This is a genomic window from Aliishimia ponticola, from assembly GCF_004803475.1.
Classification (GTDB): Bacteria; Pseudomonadota; Alphaproteobacteria; order Rhodobacterales; family Rhodobacteraceae; genus Aliishimia; species Aliishimia ponticola.
The window spans coordinates 869,593-890,714 of record NZ_SRKY01000001.1; the positions used below are offsets into that span (position 1 = coordinate 869,593).

The 21,122-nt window shown below is 60.8% G+C and carries 22 protein-coding genes and 1 tRNA gene; 12 read left to right on the forward strand and 11 right to left on the reverse strand.

The genetic code is table 11. The features are described 5' to 3' along the window. Positions 1-68 precede the first annotated feature (68 nt). Positions 69-491: an RNA polymerase-binding protein DksA gene (gene dksA, locus E4Z66_RS04125; protein ID WP_136461653.1), complete on the reverse strand. Its 423-nt coding sequence runs from the start codon at positions 489-491 to the stop codon at positions 69-71. 176 nt (positions 492-667) lie between these two features. On the opposite strand from dksA, the gene E4Z66_RS04130 reads away from it, so the two are divergent. Further along, on the forward strand, positions 668-1,507 hold the full coding sequence (locus E4Z66_RS04130) for an AAA family ATPase (RefSeq protein WP_136461654.1): 840 nt from the start codon (positions 668-670) through the stop codon (positions 1,505-1,507). Here the strand turns inward: E4Z66_RS04130 and E4Z66_RS19580 are convergent. The 3 genes from E4Z66_RS19580 to E4Z66_RS04140 form a co-directional block, all read right to left on the reverse strand. After that, complete coding sequence (locus tag E4Z66_RS19580; protein WP_168797716.1) at positions 1,498-1,674, reverse strand: hypothetical protein; 177 nt, start codon at positions 1,672-1,674, stop codon at positions 1,498-1,500. The two genes, E4Z66_RS04130 and E4Z66_RS19580, sit on opposite strands and share 10 nt — an antisense overlap. 276 nt (positions 1,675-1,950) lie before the next feature. After that, positions 1,951-2,541, reverse strand: coding sequence for a L,D-transpeptidase (locus E4Z66_RS04135; RefSeq protein ID WP_136461655.1), 591 nt, complete (start codon positions 2,539-2,541; stop codon positions 1,951-1,953). Between the two features lie 404 nt (positions 2,542-2,945). Further along, positions 2,946-6,614: a vitamin B12-dependent ribonucleotide reductase gene (locus E4Z66_RS04140; RefSeq protein ID WP_136461656.1), complete on the reverse strand. Its 3,669-nt coding sequence runs from the start codon at positions 6,612-6,614 to the stop codon at positions 2,946-2,948. Between the two features lie 496 nt (positions 6,615-7,110). On the opposite strand from E4Z66_RS04140, the gene E4Z66_RS04145 reads away from it, so the two are divergent. Both E4Z66_RS04145 and E4Z66_RS04150 read left to right on the forward strand, forming a co-directional pair. After that, positions 7,111-7,584: a hypothetical protein gene (locus E4Z66_RS04145; RefSeq protein ID WP_136461657.1), complete on the forward strand. Its 474-nt coding sequence runs from the start codon at positions 7,111-7,113 to the stop codon at positions 7,582-7,584. A 119-nt stretch (positions 7,585-7,703) separates the two neighbouring features. Further along, a complete protein-coding gene (locus E4Z66_RS04150; RefSeq protein ID WP_168797717.1) occupies positions 7,704-8,957 on the forward strand; it encodes a Hint domain-containing protein in 1,254 nt (417 codons plus the stop codon). 26 nt (positions 8,958-8,983) lie between these two features. Here the strand turns inward: E4Z66_RS04150 and E4Z66_RS04155 are convergent. From E4Z66_RS04155 to pdxH, 4 genes are all read right to left on the reverse strand, one after another. Continuing rightward, positions 8,984-9,060 (reverse strand) — tRNA-Pro (locus E4Z66_RS04155). 59 nt (positions 9,061-9,119) lie between these two features. After that, entirely contained in the window at positions 9,120-9,584 is a 465-nt protein-coding gene (locus tag E4Z66_RS04160) for a DUF192 domain-containing protein (RefSeq protein WP_246035874.1), read from the reverse strand. Further along, a complete protein-coding gene (locus E4Z66_RS04165; protein WP_425456109.1) occupies positions 9,581-10,108 on the reverse strand; it encodes a cold-shock protein in 528 nt (175 codons plus the stop codon). Before E4Z66_RS04165 ends, E4Z66_RS04160 begins: the two co-directional genes overlap by 4 nt. A 144-nt stretch (positions 10,109-10,252) precedes the next feature. Further along, positions 10,253-10,858, reverse strand: a complete 606-nt coding sequence (gene pdxH, locus E4Z66_RS04170; protein WP_136461660.1) for a pyridoxamine 5'-phosphate oxidase — start codon at positions 10,856-10,858, stop codon at positions 10,253-10,255. 143 nt (positions 10,859-11,001) lie between these two features. Here pdxH and fabI point away from each other — a divergent pair, with 143 nt between their 5' ends. The 3 genes from fabI to E4Z66_RS04185 all read left to right on the forward strand — a co-directional run bounded on the left by fabI (position 11,002) and on the right by E4Z66_RS04185 (position 13,159). After that, entirely contained in the window at positions 11,002-11,808 is an 807-nt protein-coding gene (fabI, locus tag E4Z66_RS04175) for an enoyl-ACP reductase FabI (RefSeq protein WP_136461661.1), read from the forward strand. A gap of 5 nt (positions 11,809-11,813) precedes the next feature. Then, positions 11,814-12,332, forward strand: coding sequence for a xanthine phosphoribosyltransferase (gene gpt, locus E4Z66_RS04180; protein WP_136461662.1), 519 nt, complete (start codon positions 11,814-11,816; stop codon positions 12,330-12,332). Positions 12,333-12,403: 71 nt separating this feature from the next. Beyond that, on the forward strand, positions 12,404-13,159 hold the full coding sequence (locus E4Z66_RS04185) for a 3-hydroxyacyl-CoA dehydrogenase (protein WP_136461663.1): 756 nt from the start codon (positions 12,404-12,406) through the stop codon (positions 13,157-13,159). A gap of 4 nt (positions 13,160-13,163) precedes the next feature. Here E4Z66_RS04185 and E4Z66_RS04190 read toward each other — a convergent pair whose 3' ends face one another. From E4Z66_RS04190 to E4Z66_RS04200, 3 genes are all read right to left on the reverse strand, one after another. Further along, positions 13,164-14,975: an ABC-F family ATP-binding cassette domain-containing protein gene (locus E4Z66_RS04190; protein WP_136461665.1), complete on the reverse strand. Its 1,812-nt coding sequence runs from the start codon at positions 14,973-14,975 to the stop codon at positions 13,164-13,166. A gap of 39 nt (positions 14,976-15,014) precedes the next feature. Beyond that, positions 15,015-15,743, reverse strand: a complete 729-nt coding sequence (locus E4Z66_RS04195; protein ID WP_136461666.1) for a GNAT family N-acyltransferase — start codon at positions 15,741-15,743, stop codon at positions 15,015-15,017. Positions 15,744-15,865: 122 nt separating this feature from the next. Beyond that, a complete protein-coding gene (locus E4Z66_RS04200; RefSeq protein ID WP_136461667.1) occupies positions 15,866-16,315 on the reverse strand; it encodes an outer membrane protein assembly factor BamE in 450 nt (149 codons plus the stop codon). Between the two features lie 137 nt (positions 16,316-16,452). On the opposite strand from E4Z66_RS04200, the gene E4Z66_RS04205 reads away from it, so the two are divergent. The 6 genes from E4Z66_RS04205 to E4Z66_RS04230 all read left to right on the forward strand — a co-directional run bounded on the left by E4Z66_RS04205 (position 16,453) and on the right by E4Z66_RS04230 (position 21,073). Next, complete coding sequence (locus E4Z66_RS04205) at positions 16,453-17,004, forward strand: YceD family protein (protein ID WP_136461668.1); 552 nt, start codon at positions 16,453-16,455, stop codon at positions 17,002-17,004. A gap of 178 nt (positions 17,005-17,182) precedes the next feature. After that, a complete protein-coding gene (gene rpmF, locus E4Z66_RS04210) occupies positions 17,183-17,389 on the forward strand; it encodes a 50S ribosomal protein L32 (RefSeq protein WP_136461669.1) in 207 nt (68 codons plus the stop codon). Between the two features lie 30 nt (positions 17,390-17,419). Beyond that, the gene (gene plsX, locus E4Z66_RS04215; RefSeq protein WP_136461670.1) at positions 17,420-18,532 is read left to right on the forward strand and encodes a phosphate acyltransferase PlsX; all 1,113 of its coding nucleotides are present in this window, start codon (positions 17,420-17,422) and stop codon (positions 18,530-18,532) included. Continuing rightward, positions 18,529-19,500, forward strand: coding sequence for a beta-ketoacyl-ACP synthase III (locus tag E4Z66_RS04220; RefSeq protein WP_136461671.1), 972 nt, complete (start codon positions 18,529-18,531; stop codon positions 19,498-19,500). Before plsX ends, E4Z66_RS04220 begins: the two co-directional genes overlap by 4 nt. Positions 19,501-19,588: 88 nt before the next feature. Beyond that, positions 19,589-19,891 (forward strand): integration host factor subunit alpha, encoded by a 303-nt coding sequence (gene ihfA, locus E4Z66_RS04225; RefSeq protein WP_136461672.1) that lies wholly within the window; start codon positions 19,589-19,591, stop codon positions 19,889-19,891. 3 nt (positions 19,892-19,894) lie between these two features. Continuing rightward, entirely contained in the window at positions 19,895-21,073 is a 1,179-nt protein-coding gene (locus E4Z66_RS04230) for a MerR family transcriptional regulator (RefSeq protein ID WP_136461674.1), read from the forward strand. Positions 21,074-21,122 lie beyond the last annotated feature (49 nt).

Below are 21,122 nucleotides of genomic sequence, written 5' to 3' on the forward strand. Positions count from 1 at the left end.
ACCACCTGACAAAGAAAAAGCGCCGAAGCCAAGCCCCGGCGCTTTTCAATTTCGACCCATAGCGGCGATCAATCGTCGCGGTGGACCTTTTCCTTGCGTTCGTGACGTTCCTGAGCCTCAAGGCTCATCGTCGCGATCGGACGCGCATCGAGCCGTTTGAGCGAGATCGGATCGCCCGTCACGATGCAGTAGCCATATTCGCCTTCGTCGATACGGCGCAAAGCGGCGTCGATCTTGGCGACCAGCTTGCGCTGGCGATCCCGTGTGCGCAGTTCAAGTGCGCGGTCGGTTTCCTCGCTGGCCCTGTCTGCCACGTCCGGAATGTTGCGTGTGTTGTCCTGAAGGCCTTGGATCGTATCAAGACTTCCCGCCAGAATTTCGCTCTTCCAATCCAGCAGTTTGCGACGAAAATACTCAAGCTGCCGTTCGTTCATGAAAGGCTCGTCCTCGGCGGGACGATAGTCATCCTTCAGGAGGACTTCCTTGTTCATTTGCGTACCCTTACCTTGGCGGACCTCGGTCACCAAATCGCTCCCCGGTCTAACGCCCCCAAAGTTCCTGTCGCAGCGTTTATCAGCGCAAGAAACTATTGTCACTACACATTTGGGAACACGTCGGGCAAAAACTTATCCAAGTTAAGAAACACCGCTAAGAGGATACCAGCGCCATGAAATTTACCGGCACCGACTCGTATGTCGCGACCGACGACCTGACTATCGCCGTTAACGCGGCTGTGACGCTGGAAAGGCCCCTTCTTGTGAAGGGCGAGCCCGGCACCGGCAAGACAGAGCTTGCCAAGCAAGTGGCCGACAGCCTTGGTTTGGAGATGATCGAATGGAACATCAAGTCGACCACGCGGGCGCAGCAGGGCCTGTACGAATACGACGCAGTGAGTCGCTTGCGGGACAGTCAGCTTGGCGAAGACCGGGTGCATGACGTCGCCAATTACATCAAGAAAGGCAAACTCTGGGAAGCCTTCGAGGCCGGCAAGAAAGTCGTCTTGCTGATCGACGAAATCGACAAGGCGGATATCGAATTTCCGAACGATCTGCTTCAGGAACTCGATAAGATGGAATTCTACGTCTATGAGACGGGCGAGACCATCAAGGCACGTCACCGCCCCGTGGTCATCATCACCTCGAACAATGAAAAGGAACTGCCCGACGCTTTCTTGCGCCGTTGCTTCTTCCACTACATCCGATTCCCCGACATGGACACGATGAAAAAGATCGTCGAAGTCCACCACCCCGGCATCAAGGCGGATCTTCTGACAACGGCACTGACCCAGTTCTTCGAGATTCGCGATCAGGCGGGGTTGAAGAAGAAACCATCCACCTCAGAGGTGCTGGATTGGCTGAAGCTGCTTCTGGCCGAGGACATGGATGCGGGCGATCTGAAAAAGGACGGCGCATCGGCGCTGCCGAAGCTTCATGGCGCGCTTCTGAAAAACGAACAGGACGTGCATCTGTTCGAGCGCCTGGCCTTTCTTGCGCGCGGTCAGCGCTGAGCTGGCTGCCCCACGATCCGGCGCAGGAGCATCACGCCCCGACGGCTCAGGCGTCTGAGGGACATCGAAAAGCGTGGACGCTCCGAATGGCGGGGCGTCAAATCCAGTTCTTTTGCCGTGACCGCCGTGATCCGTCGTCCACGGGCGATCTCATTGAGGTCGATCATGTCGCGCTCTGACTGTGAGCTATTAGTTTGCATTGCGGTCGCTCCGATAGGGATAGCCCGCCAGTGTTTGGCAGGGTCTACCCCGCTGCGTGCCAGCCCATCCGGGCAGGAATGTGGCGAAGGCCGCTTTAAGTCATGTGATGGTTAATGGCTGTTTACACAGGTAAAAGCAGCCTTAAGCAGACCCACATACCCCGCACGAAAACGGCCCCGCGCATGTCTACGCGAGGCCGTCTGTCATTTGTTTCCGTGGGCCCGGTTTGCGCGGGCCTTACATCACGCCGTGGCGGGGTGCAGGACCACACGGGTTTTCAGCGGCACCCGGTTATAGAATTCGACGATGTGATCGTTCACCAGCCGCGCACAGCCATTAGACACCCGTTTGCCGATGGTGCTGGGCAGATGCGTGCCGTGAATGCGCAGGAACGTGTCACCGCGCCCCGGCTGGAACAGATACAGCGCCCGTGCGCCCAACGGGTTGGTCGGCCCGCCCGGCATCCCGTCTTCGTGCTTCTTGTAAGAGGCCGGATCGCGTTCGATCATGTCCGGTGTCGGCGTCCAGCTGGGCCATGCCTTCTTGGCGCCCACGAAGAACTCGCCCGATTCATAAAGCCCCACTCGGCCGATCCCGACCGCGTAGCGCATCGCCCGGCGGTTGCCCAACGTGTAATACAGCGCGAACTGAACCGGATCGACATGGATCTCGTTCGGAGCAACATCGTTGCGAATCCGCACTTCGCTTGGCTGAAACTGTTCCGGCAGGTTCGAAGGCTTGATCGATGCGTCCAGCGGCGGAACGCTGGCTTCAACTTCGATCGGCGCCATGGCCAGCGCGCCCGCGCCAATCATGAAAGTCCGTCTTAGCATAATAGTACCCCAAAAATTCTTCCGCGGGCAGAATAGGTCACGCAGGCGGGTTTTCGCAAGTTTCACGGTCAAGGCTGCGCGCAAATCTGCGTGAGTGTTGGAAAATCGCGCCCAGCGGGGCGCATGATTGGGCAAATCGCAGAAAAAAGGGAGGCCCGAAGACCTCCCTTGAGTTTCGCCACTCAGGCTCAATAGTTTACCGCCCGGTTTGTTTTCTGCCTGCGGCCTGAGCGTCGTCGGGGGCGAGCGCACCCGCCCCGTGTATAGGTGGGCAGAACCGACTTGGTTTGGCCCGACCCTATCTCTGGTGTCGTCTTCCCTTGTTTCGTCGGGGACCGGAACTCCTGGGGTGGATCCGGCCCCCTGCACCGCCCCGGGACCGGGGCAGTGGTAACTGATCGTCCTTAGCTACAGCCGCTTGTCGCGCCGCAGGTGTTGCACTTCATGCAGGTGCCGTTGCGCACCAGCGTGTAGTTGCCGCAATCGCCGCAGGCCTCGCCTTCATAGCCCTGCATCTTGGCCTTCGTCACCGCGTCCATCGCCGTGGCAGAGACCGATACGCTGGTGGCAGAGACGCTGACTTCCGGCACCAATGTTTCCAGCGCTGCCGTGGCATCTGCGGAAAACTCCGTCTGAGCCTCGGCAAACCCGGCCATCGCCGCCCCGCCCTGCAGAACCACCAGTTCTTGCGGCACGCGCTTGCGCAGGTAGCCCGGCGAAGCGAGTTGTTTCAGCACTTCCAAGGACTTGCTGGCCGCAGTGTCCGACAGTTCGGACACATTCGCCACGCCCTCTTCCACGACACCCAGACCGATATCGTCAAAGGTTGTGCCCTCTGGCTTTACATGCGCCAGATCGGTGCGATCCAGATAGGACACGGCCAGTTCGCGGAAGATGTAATCCAGGATCGAGGTCGCGTTCTTGATGCTGTCATTGCCCTGCACCATGCCCGCCGGTTCGAACTTGGTGAAGGTAAACGCATCGACGAACTCTTCCAGCGGCACGCCATATTGCAGGCCCACCGATACCGCGATGGCGAAGTTGTTCATCATCGCGCGGAAGCCGGCGCCTTCCTTGTGCATGTCGATGAAGATTTCACCAAGGCTGCCATCCTCATATTCGCCGGTGCGCAGATAGACCTTGTGACCGCCGACGATGGCCTTTTGGGTATAGCCCTTGCGGCGTTCCGGCATCTTTTCGCGGTGAGATTTGACAATCTCCTTCACCACGACCTTTTCGATGATCTTCTCGGCCAGCACCGCCGCTTTTTCCTGCGCGCTGCCAGAGGCGAGCACTTCTTCCGCCTCTTCGTCATCCTCGACCAGCGCAGAGGCCAGCGGTTGGCTCAGCTTGGAGCCGTCACGATAAAGCGCGTTGGCTTTGACGCCCAGCGACCAGCTGAGTTCATAGGCTTTCTGGCAGTCTTCGATCGTCGCGTCATTGGGCATGTTGATCGTTTTGGAGATCGCGCCCGAGATGAAGGACTGCGCCGATGCCATCGCGGTGATGTGGCTTTCCACGCTCAGGAAACGCTTGCCCTTCTTGCCGCACGGGTTGGCGCAATCGAAGATGTGGTAGTGATCTTCGCGCAGATGCGGCGCGCCTTCCAGCGTCATCGTCCCGCAGACATGGTCATTCGCCGCGTCGATATCTGCTTTGGAATAGCCCAGATGCTTGAGCAGATCGAATGTCGGATCGTTCAGCGTCGCCGCCGGAATGCCCAGCACCCGCGTGCAGAACTCTTCGCCCAGCGTCCACTGGTTGAAGACAAAGCGGATATCAAAGGCGCTTTCCAGCGCGGCATCCACCTTGGCCAGCTCATTGGCACCAAACCCGTGACCGGCCAGCGTGACATGGTTGACGCCCGGCGCGTTGCCGATCGTGCCATGCCCCACCGCATAGGAGACGATTTCCTCGATCTGAGCGGAGGAATATCCAAGCTTTTCAAGGGCCGCAGGCACGGACCGGTTGATGATCTTGAAATAACCACCACCGGCCAGCTTCTTGAACTTCACCAGCGCGAAGTCAGGCTCGATCCCGGTCGTGTCGCAATCCATGACAAGGCCAATCGTGCCCGTCGGCGCGATCACCGATGTCTGCGCGTTGCGATAGCCGTGCTTTTCCCCCAGCGCGAGCGCCTCGTCCCAGACCGCCTTGGACAGGTCCACAAGCCGCGTGTCCGGGCAGTTGCGGTGATCCAGCGGCACCGGGTTCACGCTGAGCCCTTCATAGCCTTCGGTTGCGCCATAGGCGGCTTTGCGGTGGTTGCGGATCACGCGCAGCATGTGATCGGCGTTACGCTCATAGCCGGGGAACGGCCCCAACTCGCCCGCGATTTCCGCCGAAGTCGCATATGCCACACCGGTCATGATCGCGGTCAGCGCGCCGGTCAGCGCCCGGCCCTCATCGCTGTCATAGCCAAGGCCCAGGTTCATCAGCAGGCCGCCGATATTGGCATAGCCAAGGCCCAGCGTGCGGAAGTCATAGGACAGTTGCGCGATTTCCTTGGACGGGAACTGCGCCATCAGCACCGAGATTTCCAGCGTCAGCGTCCACAGACGCGCCGCATGCATGTAGTCTTCCGCCTGGAACGTGCCGTCCTTCAGGAAGGTCAGCAGGTTCATGGAGGCAAGGTTACACGCGGTGTCATCCAGGAACATGTATTCCGAGCACGGGTTGGAGCCGCGGATCGGCCCGTCCGCCGGGCAGGTATGCCATTCATTGACCGTGTCGTGGTACTGGATGCCCGGATCGGCGCAGGCCCAAGCGGCGTGGCCGACCTTTTCCCACAAATCGCGCGCTTTCACAGTCTTGGTGACTGAACCATCGACGCGGCTGATCAATTCCCAGTCGGCGTCTTTCTCGACTGCCTTAAGGAACGCATTGGTCACGCGGATCGAGTTGTTGGAGTTCTGACCCGACACGCTGGAATAGGCTTCGCTGTCCCAATCGGTGTCATAGGTCGGGAACTCGATCGAGGTGTGGCCTTGCTTTGCGTAGTCCAGCACGCGCTTGACGTAAGTTTCCGGAATGGCGACCTTTTTCGCATCGCGCACGGCCGCTTTCAGCGCCGGGTTCACCTTGGGATCAAAGGCATCATCCGCTGCGCCATCCCAAGCGCGGATCGCTTCGAAGATCGCGTTCAGCTTCTGCTCGTGCATCTTGGAGCCCGCGACGATGCTCGCCACTTTTTGCTCTTCGATAACCTTCCAGTTGATGAAATCCTCGATATCCGGGTGATCGGCATCGACGATGACCATCTTCGCCGCCCGGCGCGTGGTTCCGCCCGACTTGATCGCACCCGCAGCGCGGTCGCCGATCTTCAGAAAGCCCATGAGGCCGGACGACTTGCCACCGCCCGAAAGCTTTTCGCCCTCGCCGCGCAAATGGCTGAAATTGGTGCCCGTGCCGGAGCCATATTTGAACAGACGAGCTTCGCGCACCCACAGATCCATGATGCCGCCTTCGTTCACCAGATCGTCCTGAACGGACTGGATGAAGCAGGCATGCGGCTGCGGATGTTCGTAAGCGGATTTGGATTTGGTCAGCTTGCCGGTCTTGTGGTCGACATAGTGGTGGCCTTGGCTCGGCCCGTCGATGCCATAGGCCCAGTGCAGGCCGGTGTTGAACCATTGCGGCGAGTTGGGCGCAGCCATCTGTGTCGCCAGCATGTAGCGCATTTCGTCGTAATAGGCGCGCGCATCGTCCTCGGTCGTGAAGTAGCCGCCCTTCCAGCCCCAATAGGCCCATGCGCCAGCCAGACGGTCGAACACTTGCTTGGAGGATGTCTCCCCCACCATCTCGGCGTCTTTTTCCGGCACCGAGCGCCACAGGAACTCGGGCACGCCCGCTTCCTTGACCTTGCGCATCTTCGTGGGCACGCCCGCTTTGCGGAAGTATTTCTGAGCGATCACATCGCTGGCGACCTGGCTCCAGCTTTGCGGCACTTCCACCTCGTCCAGACGGAACACGATGGTCCCATCCGGGTTCCGGATTTCGGATACGGTGGTCACGAAATCCAGATCCGCGTAGGCGTCACGCCCCGCTTCGGTGAATTTGCGTTCGATTTTCATAGCTGCCTCGCTCCAACTTTTCTTAGCGTGCCCGGCTTTTTCTACCGTGGCCCCCAACCGATGCGCGCCCGCTTCGGCAAAACTTCCCCGTCGATGGCCGCAAAGCCACCGCCCACAGCGAACGCTGCGTGGCGTCCGTACTCATTTGTCATGTTCTGCGAGCGGTTTCTGACTGTTATGCCCCGCCACTAAATCTAGTGGTCATCAACCTCGCCAGCACAACCTGCCGTATCGGCGGCTGAATCGTCAACGGCTTTTTTGAACAATTTTTGACACTGAAGGGCTTGACCGAGCGCCTTGGAATTGACCCGCCAACCACAGGCCGATTCATTCACGTGGCGTTAATAAATTTACCCCCAAGACCGGACCGGAATTTTCCGTTTTCCGGGTGGTTCTTAGCCCTTGGACGTCACCTTCTGCTTCAACTTATCCACAACTGCCCGCCCGCCCGGCGCTTTTGATTGAGGCTCACTCGGTTTCGTGCTGTCATTGCCACATGAGCAGATTTCACCCCGTCCTTTTCGGCCTGATCGGGCTTTTGACCACTGCGTGTGCACCACAAAATGTGGCGATCCGGCAGGTCGATCTACAAGATGTGCCCCGGCGCACGGCATTCTTTGCAACGAATCCCATGGCGCTGGACGAAGCCTTCAAGGAAGGATGCAACGGTCCGGGTGATATTTTCCGCCGCATCGACGGCGACACCGCCCAATGCGCGCTGCTGCCCACGCCCGAAGGCGCGGCCTTTCTTCTGGTGACTTTCGACGCCCAGCTCGAAGAGCCGCGCTTGATCGTGGAAAAGAGAACGCGCCGCGACGGGGACGGTTACCGGGTCGAGATGAGCTACTACGCCGAGGTACTTGCCAAGACGGGCAAGCGTCAGCGCATCTATATGCCGCGCCGCACGCTGGATCGGCAGATTGACATGATCCTGACCAACTCGGGCGGACAACTGGACGACAGACCGTAAACGCCCGGCGATGCGGAAAATGCGCGTTAAGTAAAAAACAAAACCTATCCGATAGGACCTCTGCGACCGGTTGAACGGTGCGGATGCCGCGTGCCTGACCAATTTCAATGGAAGGCGCTATGCCACGTATTGCGTATTGGGACTTCAACGAAACCACCGCCACCGAGGCGGTGAGCGATGAAGAACTGTCCGATGGCACCGCGCAAGACGGCACCTATCTGAGCGGCGCAAGCCCAGATGGGTCCGGCGCGGCAAATTTCGACGGCGTCGATGACTATATTGAAGTGCCCTATGACAGCGCCTTCGCGTTGAGCGAGGGGACCATCGTCATGACCGTGACGCAAAACAGCGCGTCCGTGTCGGATATCCCCCATGGCACGACGCCGGCACAAACGATATTTTCCATGGATTCCAATGGCTTCGATACAGGCGGCCATCTGACGATCTTCATTCAAAGCGACGGCACGATTGCAGTACGACACCAGACGGACACGACCACATATCAGTTTGCAGGGGGGGCTGCGACACTGGGGGAACCCGTGACGATCGCCTATTCCTGGGGGCCGTCGGGCGGTCAACTCATCGTCGACGGGGTCGCCATCATTACGCATACCCAGCCGTTGACCCTTGAAGGGAATACCGAGCCGTTGGTTTTCGGGGCGAACCAGACCGCCAGCAGTGACGGCGCCGCGGACAATCTGAAAGGGTTTTTCGACGGAACGATCAGCAATGTCGCGCTTTACGACGAGGTGTTGAGCGCAGGCGGCGTGCCCTGCTTTGCGCGCGGCACCAAACTGCTGACCCCGTCAGGCTTGATCCCGGTCGAGGACTTGCAACAGGGCGATCTGGTCACGACCTGCGGCAGTGGCGACAAACCGATCCGCTGGATCGGATCTTTCACAACCGATACGGCGATCACGGGCGGCGGCGATGCGAGGCTCTTTCCGATCCGCATCAAGGCCGGGGCCTTGGGGGCCGGACTGCCCTGCGCCGATCTTCTGGTATCGCGCCAGCACCGGATCGAGATCACCTCGAAAGTAGCGCAGCGCATGTTCAAAAGGCGCAGCGCCCTTGTTCCCGCGCATATGCTGACCCGCCTGCCCGGCATCTACGAAGATTGTTCCGTGCGCACGGTCGAATATCATCATCTTCTCTTTGACACCCATGAGGTCGTTTACGCCGAGGGTGTCCCGACTGAGAGTTTGCTGCTTGGCGGCGAAACCTGGCGCGCCCTGCCTGAGCGGTCCCGCAGAGAGATCGCCGCGTTGGACGCCCCGCAACTCGCGGCGTCGTCGCAGCATCTGATTCCGCCTCGCAGACAACAGAAAAGGCTGATCGCCCGCCATCTGGAAAACGATAAGCCGCTGTACTGATTGAAGAAAGCTGGGTTTTTGGAAAATGGTCGGGGCGGCGAGATTCGAACTCACGACCCCCTGTACCCAAAACAGGTGCGCTACCAGACTGCGCCACGCCCCGGACCGTGCCCGCTCTTACGCGCTCTGTTCCGGTTTGAAAAGACCAAACCTTGCTTTAATTCAACACGGCCACGCCGCATCCCCACCAAAGAACGGATGGCGCATCTGCGTCCCCGGCGCGATCCCGATTTGCTGCGCCAGGCCGCCATTGATTTCCAGCACCGCAACCAGCCCGCGCCCGCCCGAAATAGGCGTTTCATCCAAGGGGCGCGCGCGGTGATGGACATGGGCCACCACCCCGTCGGGGCGCAGGAAGATCAGGTCGAGTGGGATATAGGTGTTGCGCATCCAGAAGCTGAGCGCCTGAGGCCGCTGATAGAGAAACAGCATCCCCACGTCGTCTGCCATGCTGTCGCGGAACATCAGCCCGCGCGACCGTTGCGCCACCGTGGTTGCCAGTTCTACCCGGAAAGAGGTTTCCCCCCAATCGCCGCGCAGCCATACGACATCCTCGCGGCACGCCGCCCAGGCATGTGTCGCGGCCACGATCAACGCCGCCGCAACCAGACCGATCCGTGCCTTCAATCGTCTTCCGGCACACCGGCTTCCCAAGCGACGACTTCCGCGGCCATCCGGCCCCGCTTTCCATCGATCACCCGCAACGCCAGTGCTTCGCCCGGTTGAAGATCGCTCAAGCCCGACCGCCGCAAGACCTCGACATGCAAAAACACGTCTTCTGCCTTGCCAAAGACATTCGCAAAGCCGAATCCCTTGGCTTTGTCGAACCATTTGACCCGTGCCGGCTCCAACGGGGCCGACCGCACGGTGTCCTCATCCAACTGTGCAATATCCGCAAGCGGCGCTGTGTCCGACTTTACGGGAGGATCAATTCTGAAAATCTCTGTCGCTTGAACGCCACGTCCCGTGCTCTGGGTCGCTATTTCAATACCTGACCCATCCGCCACAGAACTCTGGCCAAAGTTTCGCAACACGTTGACATGCAATAAGATATCCGGGCCTCCAGACTCGGCTACAACGAAACCGAACCCTTTGACCGGATCAAACCATTTAACGTGACCGAAAACTCTAGCTGTCTCCGATTGTTCTATATCTGCCAAAACTCTTTCTCATGCTTGTTCAGCCACCCACGCGATCCCCAAAGTAACCATTCACGTGATCGTTAACGCTTTTCAAGTGAATTCCGAGTGGAAACAAGGCTCAAATTTCACGTCACACGAAATATTTTAATAAACTCATGGATTTAGACGAATTACCCGCCATGGTTGTGTCGGATCATTTCTTGTCCAGCGAAAGCGATCATGCAGACGAAAGGCCCCATCGGCCCAGAATTCGATTTCGACCGGAGTTATCCGAAATCCGCCCCAAAAAGGCGGACGTTTCGGATTAGGCCCCTGCTGCGCGGTGACTTTGGCCACTTCCGCGACAAGGGCGGCCCGGCTGGCAAGGGGTTGGCTCTGCTGCGAGGCCCACGCCCCAAGCCGACTTTTCAGGCTGCGCGACGCAAAATAGGCATCCGCTTGCGGGCCATCTTCGCGCGTCACCAGCCCCCGCACACGGATCTGACGGCGCAACGTTTTCCAGTGCATCACGAAAGCGGCCTTCCCGGCGCTGTCGATCTCCTGCGCTTTCTGGCTGCCGTAATTGGTGTAGAACACGAAGGCCCCGTCCTCGATATCCTTGAGCAGAACCATCCGCGCATTGGGCAGCCCATCCGCGTCTACGGTCGACAGGGCAATGGCGTTGGGATCGTTGGGCTCGGACTTTTCGGCCTCTGCCAGCCAGGTGCGGGCCAGTGCAAAAGGATCGTCCCCCTCAAAGATTCCGGTTCTGTCGCTCATCTCATCGGCTCCCTGCGCTGCTCGGCTGAACACTAGTGTCGTGGCGCGCCCGCTTCAATGGCACTGCGCGCGGACTTGATGCGGTTGTTCCAATCCCCTAAAGCAGTCCAACAATTACGTTCAGGCAGCGGGGACAAGTAGCCATGGCAGAGTCGTTGATGGCCGGCAAGCGCGGGTTGATCATGGGGCTTGCGAACGACAAGTCTATTGCGTGGGGCATTGCCAAGACATTGGCGGAACACGGGGCGGAACTTGCGTTCTCTTATCAGGGCGAAGCGCTGAAAAAGCGCGTCGATCCTCTGGCCGGCCAATTGGGATCGGATATCGTGCTGCCCTGCGATGTTGGCGACGAGGCCTCCATCGATGATTTGTTCGCCGCGCTGAAAGAGCGTTGGGGCGGGCTGGACTTCATCGTTCATGCCATCGGGTTTTCCGACAAGAACGAGCTGCGCGGTCGCTATGTCGATACCTCGCGCGGCAACTTCGCCATGTCGATGGATATTTCCGTCTATTCCTTCACCGCCATCATGCAACGTGCTGAAAAGATGATGAAAGAGGGCGGCTCGGCCCTGACGCTGACCTATTACGGGGCCGAAAAGGTCATGCCGCATTACAATGTGATGGGCGTGGCCAAGGCGGCGCTGGAAGCGTCGGTGCAATATCTGGCCGAGGATCTGGGTAAGGACGGCATTCGCGTCAACGCGATCTCTGCCGGGCCGATCAAGACGCTAGCCGCATCGGGGATCGGCGATTTCCGCTACATCATGAAGTGGAACGAATACAACTCGCCCATGCGCCGCAATGTCACCATCGAAGACGTTGGAAAGGCTGCGCTTTTCCTGCTGAGCGATCTTGGCTCCGGCACCACGGGTGAGAACCTGCATGTGGATGCGGGCTATCACGTTGTCGGTATGAAAGCCGTCGACGCACCGGATATGAGCAAAGGGTAAAGCCGATGTCTGACCGTCTTCCGCACGAAAAGGGTTTTCACGTCAGCTGGGATCAGATCCATCGCGACAGCCGGGCGCTGGCATGGCGTCTGGATGGCAAGGGCCCCGACAATGGCGCCTGGAAAGCGGTGGTTGCGATCACCCGCGGGGGTATGGCCCCGGCGATGATCGTCGCGCGGGAACTCGACATTCGCACCGTCGATACGATCAGTGTGAAGTCCTACCAGTCGGGCGGCGGCAAGCAGGATCAGCAATCCGAGGCAAAGGTTCTCAAATCGCCGGATGCCGAGATGATCGGTGACGGCACCGGAATCCTTGTCGTCGATGACCTTGTCGATTCGGGGAAAACGCTGGAACTGGTGCGCAAACTTTACCCCAAGGCGCATTTCGCCACCGTTTACGCCAAGCCTCAGGGCGAACCGCAGGTCGATGATTTCATCACCGGTGTCAGCCAGGACACGTGGATTTTCTTCCCGTGGGATATGGCGCTGCAATATGTGGAACCCTATCGCGGCAAGGACTGACGCGCCGCCTGCCCTCTTGCCCCCCGCTGAGGACCTGCTTACCTGATCTGGTTGAGAATTTGGGAGGCAACATGGAACTCAAGACCACTTCTGCCGTCGTGACCGGCGGCGCATCGGGGCTGGGGGAAGCCACGGCACGGTATTTCGCCGAAAACGGCGCGCAGGTCACGTTGCTGGACCGCGACGAAGAGCGGGGCCACATCGTCGCTGACGAGATCGGCGGGCGTTTCGTCAAAACCGATGTCACGGATGAAAAGTCGGTCCAGAACGCCATCAACATCGCATTGCAAACGATGGGGCGCATCACCGCTTGCGTGAACTGCGCCGGGATCGCCTTTGGCATCAAGACCGTGGGAAAGGATGGACCGCACCCGCTGGATGCCTTCCGCAAGACCATCGACGTGAACCTGATCGGCACCTTCAACGTGGCGCGGCTGGCCGCCGAACAGATGGCCAAGAACGACCCAGAGCCTGATGGCGCGCGTGGCATCATCGTGAACACGGCCTCTATCGCCGCATTCGACGGGCAAAAAGGTCAGGCGGCCTATTCCGCGTCCAAGGGCGGCGTGGTCGGGATGGCCCTGCCAATGGCCCGCGATCTGGCCTCGCTTGGGATTCGGGTCAACACGATCGCGCCCGGTATCTTCATGACGCCGATGCTTGCGGGTCTGCCCGAAGAGGTACAGCAAAGCCTTGCCGCCGATGTGCCCTGCCCCGCCCGCCTTGGCGATCCGCGCGAATATGCCCGGCTTGCCGGGTTCATGGTCGAGATGGGGTATCTCAACGGTGAAGTGATCCGTCTGGACGGCGCGCTGCGGATGCGCTGAGGCGTTACGCCTCGGCCTTTTCCGCCAGCATCAGCCACTCTTCCTCGGAGGCGGCAAGTTTTTCCTGCCGCTCCGTCAGGGCCTCTGTCGCCTTGCGGAACTTGACCGGCTCGCGGGTGAACAGATCCGCATCGGACAGAAGCTCTTCCAACTTGCCGATTTCGGCGGTCAGCCGGTCCATTTCTGCGGGCAATGCCTCCAGCCGGTGCTTTTCAGTAAAGCTGAGCCCCTGCGCCGCCGGTTTCGCGGTTTTGTCCTTGGGCGCGGCGGCTTTGGCCTTTTGCGCGGCCTTGTCCGGCGCGCTGTCCTCTTGCCGCTGTTTGCGATAATCGCTCCAGCCGCCCGCATAGATCACGGCGCGGCCATCTCCCTCCATCGCGACGGTCGTGGCGGCGACACGGTCAAGGAAATCGCGGTCGTGGCTGACCAGAAGCACCGTGCCATCATAGCTTTCCAGCAGGTCTTGCAGCAGGTCGAGCGTTTCCACATCCAGATCGTTGGTGGGTTCGTCCAGCACCAGAAGATTGCTTTCGCGCGCCATGATCCGGGCCAGCAGAAGCCGGGCTTTTTCCCCGCCTGACAAGGACTTGACCGGCGCACGGGCCTGCCGTTCGTCGAACAGGAATTCCTTGAGATACCCTACCACATGCTTTGGCGTGCCGCGCACCATCACCTGATCCGCCGCGCCGCGCACCCGCATTTCGGGGCTGCCCGTCAGGCTTTCCCACAAGCTGTCTTCAGGGTTGAGCTGCGCGCGCGCCTGATCGAACCACGCCACATCCAGATTGGTGCCAAGCGTGATGGTACCGCTATCGGGCGTTTCATCCCCGATCAGCATTCGGATCAGGGTCGTCTTACCCACACCGTTCGGCCCGACCAGCGCGACCCGGTCGCCGCGCATGATGGTCATATCGAAGGGTTTGAGGATCACCTTATCCCCGAACGCCTTTGAGATTCCCTTGGCTTCGATCACCTTGCGGCCCGATTTCTGGCCCGCCTCCAGCGCCATTGTGGCCGCGCCCTGCCGCGCGATCTGCGAGGCCCGTTCCGCCCGCAACGATTGCAGCGCGCGCACCCGGCCCTGATTGCGTTTGCGCCGCGCCGAAATTCCTTCCACCGCCCAACGGGCTTCGGCCTTGATCTTGCGGTCCAGCTTGTGGCGCGCGTCGTCTTCCTGTGCCCAAACTTCATCCCGCCAATCCTCGAACGCGGCAAAACCCTTTTCCTGACGGCGCACCTGCCCCCGGTCGATCCAGAGCGTCGCACGCGTGAGTTCGCGCAAAAACGCCCGGTCGTGCGAGATCAGCACGAACCCGGCCTGCGTCGTCTTCAACTCTGCCTCCAGCCAGGCAATCGCTTCGATATCAAGGTGGTTGGTCGGCTCGTCCAGCAGCATCAGCCCCGGCGCTTCGGCCAGCAACTTGGCCAGCGCCGCGCGCCGCCGTTCACCGCCGCTGGCGGTTTCCACCGGGCGGTCAGGGTCGAATTTCAGCCCCTCGCCCGCGCGTTCGACCTTGTACATGTCGGCCGGGCCCAATTCGCTCGCAGCGAATTCGCCCAAGGTGGCAAAGCCCGAAAGGTCCGGTTCCTGCTGCATATAGCCGACATCGACCCCCGGCCCCGCGACGACTTCGCCCCGGTCGGGTTCCACCTGCCCCGCCATCACCTTCATCAGGGTCGATTTGCCCGACCCGTTGCGGCCCACAAGCGCCACCCGGTCCCCCGGTTGCACCACAAGCGAAAGACCATCGAACACCGGATCGCCCCCGAAGGTCAGCGAGATGTCATTGAGTTGTAAAAGAGGAATACGCGCCATGCGCCGGAGCTACCCCCAGCGCGTCAGCCCGTCAACGCCTCAGCCAGCGACAGCGCGCAGAAGTCGCTTGCGGGCGGGTGGAATCGCCCCGATTTCGACCCCGGTAAAAACATGCAGCGTATTCATCTGCCGATCCACCACCGCATGATCGCTGACCCAGCCCCCCATCATCAGATAGGTCTTGAGCAGCGGCGGCATCCGCAGCATCGCCTTGCGCGCATCGGGCTTGCGCCGCAGCCGGGCGGCAAAGCGGAACACATGCGGCGCTTTCACCCGTGGCAACCACCGCTTGGGCGCCAGATACCGGGCCTTCAGCATGGCAAACGCATCAAGATAGGCGTCGGTCTCGGTCCCATGGAACGAAGAACAGCCGAACAGCAGATCGATTCCCTGCGCATCCACGAAGCGCGTCATCGCCCCCCAGGCCACGCGCAGGATATTCGGGTCCGAGACGTCGGGATCGACGCAGAACCGGCCCATCTCCACCATCTTGCCATCATAGGCTTCCAGAGCGGACAGCTCGTAATACTGCGCCGAATAGCTGTGCGAGATCGTCGCGCCGGTCAGCGGCATCATGCGAAAGCAGCAGACCAGCCGCCCGGTCGCGGTCTCTTCGACAAGGATATGTTCGCACAGGTCATCGAAAGAATCGGCGTCATGGGCAACATCCAGCCCGAAGGCCCGCGCCCGCAGCGCCTGTGCCGCCTGAATGTCGGATGGGCTGTCTGCCAGACGCGCCGCGAACTTACCTTTACTCAGCGAAATCATGTGCCTCTCTCGCCCCGTCCTCGGTCCCGTCTGCGGCCTTGCGCGATCACGTTCGCGCCGCCTCATAACGCCTTGTCGCACCGCTTACGGGCCTGATGTGACAGGCACGTGACGCGGGCCGATCAGAAGCCAGACGGCCGGATGCGACCCAGGCTGCCAAGCAACTGACGCAGGAAGGTCCGGTCGACGACGCTGGATTCGGTGACCCGGCGTTCGAGCGTGACGACACGCCCGTCTTCCAGACCGAACCGTTCGATATTCGACACGACACCCTGCTGATCGAAGGTAATGGCAAGAACTTCGCGATCAACCACCGTCGGTGCCGTAAAGGCAAAAGACCGGACACGCTGGCGGACATAGTAATAACCGGTATCGTTCACGAGGCTGGACGACGTGGGCGAGCCAATGGTTTCAGCCACACTGTCGCGCGTATCGACGCCGACAACGATTTCCTCCAGCTGATCCGAAGGCGGCACGTAGCCATGGCTGCGGAAGCTGGCGGAACATGCCCCGAGCGCCAGAACCAAGACCAACGGCCCTACCAGCCGCAGCTTGCCGATCGCGTTTCCCATATGCACCTTCGTCCCCCGGATCGTGCGCACCCTTGCGTGTCGGGTGCGCGGCTTCTATGTCGATTATCAACCCAAGCGCGGCTGTTCAAGTTCCACCTTCATATAGGGCCGCGCGGCACTGGCCGGAAGCGAAGCGAATGACGAACCCGAAAACCACTCCACGACAGCTTCGCGTTGCAGACCTGTCCGCAGCGCGCGAGCATGCGTTTGACCTGCGCCTCACCGCGCCGGAGACCGAAGCCATGCGCGACGCGCTGGACCTTCTGGACCTGCGCAAACCGCGCCTTGCAGGCACATTGCGCCCGGTCGGCAAATCCGATTGGCAACTGGACGCCCAGATCGGCGCGACCGTGGTACAGCCCTGCGTCGCCACGTTGGAGCCGGTGACAACGCGCATCGATTCCGATCTGCGGCGGCTTTTTACCAAGCAATATGACGATCCGGGCGAAGAAGAAGTCGAAATGCCCGAAGACGACTCGGTCGAGCCGCTTGGCACCGAAATCGATCTTCTGGCGATCCTGACAGAGGCACTAAGCCTTGCACTGCCGCTTTATCCGCGCGCAGATGGGGCCGAAGATGTCACGATTCAGGTGACCGAACCGGGCAAAAAAGCTATGACTGACGAAGACGCCCGGCCATTCGCGTCCCTGGCTGCGTTGAAGGACAAGTTGGGAACGCCGGAAAGCTGAAAAAGGCTCTTGCGAAATGCGCAAAGCTGACTATTTTGCGCCGCTCACGCATTTTAGGTTGGACATCCAGCGCCGGGTTGCGTTATCGCCCGCCAGTCTGAATGTCGAACTGTAACGAAAGCAATGGCCCCCAAGCGGAAGGATCCGCGCAGGTGGCCTCATCAGAAGGGCCAAAGCCATGGCTGTGCAACAGAATAAGGTGTCCAAATCGCGCCGCAACAACCGCCGCGCGCATGACTCGCTGACACCTGCGAACCCGAACGAATGCCCCAACTGTGGGGAACTCAAGCGCCCGCACCACATCTGCGGCGCCTGCGGTCACTACGACGATAAAGAAATCGTTCCGTTGACCGAAGAAATTGATCTGGAAGACGACGCAGCCTAAGGGCGAACCGCTTCGCACTAAAGGCATTCCATGACGGCCGGGTCCGATCACAACCATCAAGCGAAGCAGGCGGTTATTCTGTCTGTTGATGCCATGGGGGGTGATCAGGGCCCGGCCGCCGTCATTGCGGGCTGCAATAAATCCGCAAGCAAGAATCCCGAGATTCGGTTCATCCTGCATGGCCCCCGCGAAGAGCTGGAGCCGCTGGTCAATCGCCGCAAGCACCTGCGCGAGCGCTGCGAGATTCGCGATGCGCAAGGCGTCGTGACGATGGAGGACAAGCCCAGCCACGTGGTGCGCCACGGCAAGGGCACCTCCATGTGGTCGGCGCTGGACGCGGTGCGCAATGGCGAGGCCACGGTGGCCGTCAGTTGCGGCAATACCGGCGCGCTGATGGCGCTGTCGATGATCCGCCTGCGCAAGCTGCCGGGCGTCAACCGCCCCGCCATCGCGATTCTCTGGCCCAGCCGCAATCCGCAGGGCTTCAACGTCATGCTGGATGTGGGCGCCGATATCCGCGCCGATGAACAGGACTTGCTGCAATACGCCTTGATGGGCACGTCCTATGCGCGCAATGGCATGAACCTGCCACGCCCGCGTGTCGGGCTGCTGAATGTGGGTACCGAGGAACACAAGGGCCGGAGCGAGTTGAAAGAAGCCTATGAGCTGATCAGCGCGCAGGCCGGCCCGGCAGAGTTCGACTTTGTCGGCTTCGTCGAGGGCGGCGATATTCCGGGCGATATCTGCGACGTGATCGTCACCGACGGCTTCACCGGCAATGTCGCCATCAAGACAGGTGAAGGCACCGCCAGCCTGATCGGCGATCTGCTGAAAGAAGCCTTCCGCTACTCCCCGATGTCGCGCATCGCGGCGCTTCTGGCGCTGACCTCGTTGCGGCGGCTGCAAAAGCGTATCGACCCGCGAACGGTCAATGGCGGCGTCTTCCTTGGTTTGAACGGCACCGTGGTGAAATCCCATGGCTCGGCGGATGCGACGGGTGTCTCCGCCGCCGTGAAGCTTGCCTTCCAGCTTGCACATAGCGGGTTTACCGATAAGTTGGCATCCAGGCTGGCTGCGGCGACCGCGCCAGCCACACCGGACCCGGAAGCGGGCGGACCGGACCAGCGGGAGGCAGGCAAATGACAATCCGTGCAGTTGTGCGTGGCGTGGGGCATTACCTGCCCGCACGGGTGGTCGAAAATTCCGAATTCGAAGCGACGCTTGAGACCACGGATGAATGGATTCGCTCCCGCTCGGGGATCGAACGGCGGCATTTCGCCTCGGAGAACGAAACAACGTCCGAGATGGCCGTAAATGCCGCCAAGCGTGCGCTGGATATGGCCGGGCTGGACGCAAGCGATATCGACGCGATCATCGTCGCCACATCGACCCCGGACCTGACCTTCCCTTCTGCCGCCTCCATGGTGCAGGCGGGGCTTAAGATGACGCGCGGCTTTGCCTTCGACGTTCAGGCGGTTTGTGCGGGCTTCGTCTATGCGCTGGCCAATGCCAATGCGCTGATCGTGTCCGGACAGGCCAAGCGCGCGCTGATCATCGGCGCGGAAACCTTCAGCCGCATCATGGATTGGAAAGATCGGTCCACCTGCGTGCTGTTCGGCGATGGCGCGGGTGCGCTTGTGCTGGAAGCCAGCGAAGGCGACGGCACCAAGGCCGATCAGGGCATCCTGTCCACCGATCTCAATTCCGACGGACGCTACAAGGACTTGCTGTATGTCGATGGCGGGGTCTCTACCGGCACGACCGGACACCTGCGTATGCAAGGCAACGCGGTGTTCCGGCACGCGATCGAAAAACTCGCCGCCTCGGCAGAGTCTGCGATGTCGAAAGCAGGCGTGACCTCGGACGACATCGATTGGATCGTGCCGCATCAGGCCAATATCCGCATCATTCAGGGCACCGCCAAGAAGATGGGCGTGAGCATGGACAAGGTCATCGTGACCGTCCAGGACCACGGGAACACTTCTGCCGCGTCGATCCCGCTTGCCCTGTCGGTAGGATTCGAACAGGGGCAAATCAAACCCGGCGATCTGATCGTCACCGAAGCGATTGGCGGCGGGCTTGCATGGGGTGCGGTGGTTTTACGCTGGTAAATTCCCGTAATGCTTGCAAAACGCCGGTACCCGGCATTGACTCAACTTTCCTGCCGACACTAAAGTGCCGAAAAGACAGGGGGATAGGATGTCCGGGAAGACAGTGACTCGTATGGAATTGAGCGAAGCGGTGTTCCGTGAAGTCGGTCTGTCACGGAACGAAAGCGCCCAGCTTGTCGAAAGCGTGCTTGAGCACATGTCCGAAGCGCTGGTGCGCGGCGAGCAGGTCAAGATTTCCTCGTTCGGGACGTTCTCTGTCCGTGAAAAAAGCGCGCGTATGGGCCGCAATCCCAAGACCGGCGAAGAGGTTCCGATCAACCCGCGCCGCGTTCTGACCTTCCGGCCCTCGCATCTGATGAAAGACCGGGTTGCCGCTGGCAACAAACGCTAACCCATGACAGAGAGCAAATCCCCAGACGCTTTTCGCACCATTTCCGAGGTTGCGGAGTGGCTCGGGGTTCAGCCGCATGTCTTGCGGTTTTGGGAATCCAAGTTCAGTCAGGTCAAACCGGTGAAACGCGCCGGGGGGCGACGCTATTACCGGCCCGCCGATATGCTGCTTCTGGGCGGGATCAAGAAGCTGCTGCACGAAGACGGGCTGACGATCAAAGGCGCTCAGAAGATCCTGCGCGAAGAAGGCATGGCCCATGTGTCGCGCCTGTCGCAAGCGCTGGATGCGGAAAGCGCCGCGCTGTCTGACGGTGCGATTGACGGGGTGTTCGAAGCCTCTGCCGAGCCTGCGGACCCTGTTGCGGCCCCGGACCCTGTGGCACCTGTCGCGGACGAACCGGCGCCCGACGCGCCAGCGGTGGAAACGCCCGCCGATACGCAGACCCCGGTCCCCTCCTTCATGCGTTCGGCAGATCCGACGACGCCAGAACCCGCACCGGCGCAAGGCGATATGTCTGCACCCGCAGATTTCGCCCCTGCTCCTACCCCTGCCCCGCGGGAAGAGGCCGCCCCGGCCCCTGCCGCGTTGCAGGACAGTCCCGCAGAGGAGCCGTTGCCGGAAGAGACCTTGGCCGAAATCCCCACCCTCGCCCCCGATCTGGACGACGAGGTGGTCCCGGAGAAACCGCCAGAGGCGCTGAATACACCGCTTGGCGCACCTGCGGCCCCGCTCCCCGACCCCGTAGAGCTTGCCACGCCGTCAGACGCGCCCGAAGCTGCGCCTGCTGGGCCTGCTGAGCCTGCCGAGGCAAAGCTGGCACCGATCCCGGACGTTGCTGAGACCCCGATGCAGGTTGCGGACGAAGCCCCTGCGCCGATGGAGATGGACCTCCAACCGGCTCAGGACGCCCCGGAAGGGCCTGCCGACATCGAACCGGCAATGCTGGACAGCGCAGAGCCTGAGCCAACCGAAGCCGCCCCGGCAGAGCCCGAAGCGCCCAAGCCCATTGTCATCGATATGCCCGACCCGGACGAGGCCAGCTTTGAGGTCGCGCCCGCCGTTTTGACGGCTGCCTTCGGTGCCAAAACGCTGACACCGGCGCAACGCCGCGACGTGACACCGTTGGTTGCCCGGCTTGCCGCACTGCGTGACAGGATGGCTGCGGAACGCGGACGGCGATAACGTGTCGTTTCCCTCTTGCCACGACCGACAGATAGGATATGAACCCCCT

Excerpts from the sequence above, each read along its gene's own strand:
- rpmF (WP_136461669.1), top strand. The coding sequence starts at position 17,183 with ATGGCTGTGCAACAGAATAAGGTGTCCAAATCGCGCCGCAACAACCGC.
- fabI (WP_136461661.1), top strand. The coding sequence starts at position 11,002 with ATGGCAGAGTCGTTGATGGCCGGCAAGCGCGGGTTGATCATGGGGCTT.
- E4Z66_RS04230 (WP_136461674.1), top strand. The coding sequence starts at position 19,895 with ATGACAGAGAGCAAATCCCCAGACGCTTTTCGCACCATTTCCGAGGTT.
- E4Z66_RS04140 (WP_136461656.1), bottom strand. The coding sequence starts at position 6,614 with ATGAAAATCGAACGCAAATTCACCGAAGCGGGGCGTGACGCCTACGCG.
- E4Z66_RS04195 (WP_136461666.1), bottom strand. The coding sequence starts at position 15,743 with ATGATTTCGCTGAGTAAAGGTAAGTTCGCGGCGCGTCTGGCAGACAGC.
- E4Z66_RS19580 (WP_168797716.1), bottom strand. The coding sequence starts at position 1,674 with ATGATCGACCTCAATGAGATCGCCCGTGGACGACGGATCACGGCGGTC.
- E4Z66_RS04130 (WP_136461654.1), top strand. The coding sequence starts at position 668 with ATGAAATTTACCGGCACCGACTCGTATGTCGCGACCGACGACCTGACT.
- E4Z66_RS04150 (WP_168797717.1), top strand. The coding sequence starts at position 7,704 with ATGCCACGTATTGCGTATTGGGACTTCAACGAAACCACCGCCACCGAG.
- E4Z66_RS04205 (WP_136461668.1), top strand. The coding sequence starts at position 16,453 with ATGACGAACCCGAAAACCACTCCACGACAGCTTCGCGTTGCAGACCTG.
- pdxH (WP_136461660.1), bottom strand. The coding sequence starts at position 10,858 with ATGAGCGACAGAACCGGAATCTTTGAGGGGGACGATCCTTTTGCACTG.
- E4Z66_RS04135 (WP_136461655.1), bottom strand. The coding sequence starts at position 2,541 with ATGCTAAGACGGACTTTCATGATTGGCGCGGGCGCGCTGGCCATGGCG.
- E4Z66_RS04200 (WP_136461667.1), bottom strand. The coding sequence starts at position 16,315 with ATGGGAAACGCGATCGGCAAGCTGCGGCTGGTAGGGCCGTTGGTCTTG.
- dksA (WP_136461653.1), bottom strand. The coding sequence starts at position 491 with ATGAACAAGGAAGTCCTCCTGAAGGATGACTATCGTCCCGCCGAGGAC.
- ihfA (WP_136461672.1), top strand. The coding sequence starts at position 19,589 with ATGTCCGGGAAGACAGTGACTCGTATGGAATTGAGCGAAGCGGTGTTC.
- gpt (WP_136461662.1), top strand. The coding sequence starts at position 11,814 with ATGTCTGACCGTCTTCCGCACGAAAAGGGTTTTCACGTCAGCTGGGAT.
- E4Z66_RS04185 (WP_136461663.1), top strand. The coding sequence starts at position 12,404 with ATGGAACTCAAGACCACTTCTGCCGTCGTGACCGGCGGCGCATCGGGG.
- E4Z66_RS04220 (WP_136461671.1), top strand. The coding sequence starts at position 18,529 with ATGACAATCCGTGCAGTTGTGCGTGGCGTGGGGCATTACCTGCCCGCA.
- plsX (WP_136461670.1), top strand. The coding sequence starts at position 17,420 with ATGACGGCCGGGTCCGATCACAACCATCAAGCGAAGCAGGCGGTTATT.
- E4Z66_RS04190 (WP_136461665.1), bottom strand. The coding sequence starts at position 14,975 with ATGGCGCGTATTCCTCTTTTACAACTCAATGACATCTCGCTGACCTTC.
- E4Z66_RS04145 (WP_136461657.1), top strand. The coding sequence starts at position 7,111 with ATGAGCAGATTTCACCCCGTCCTTTTCGGCCTGATCGGGCTTTTGACC.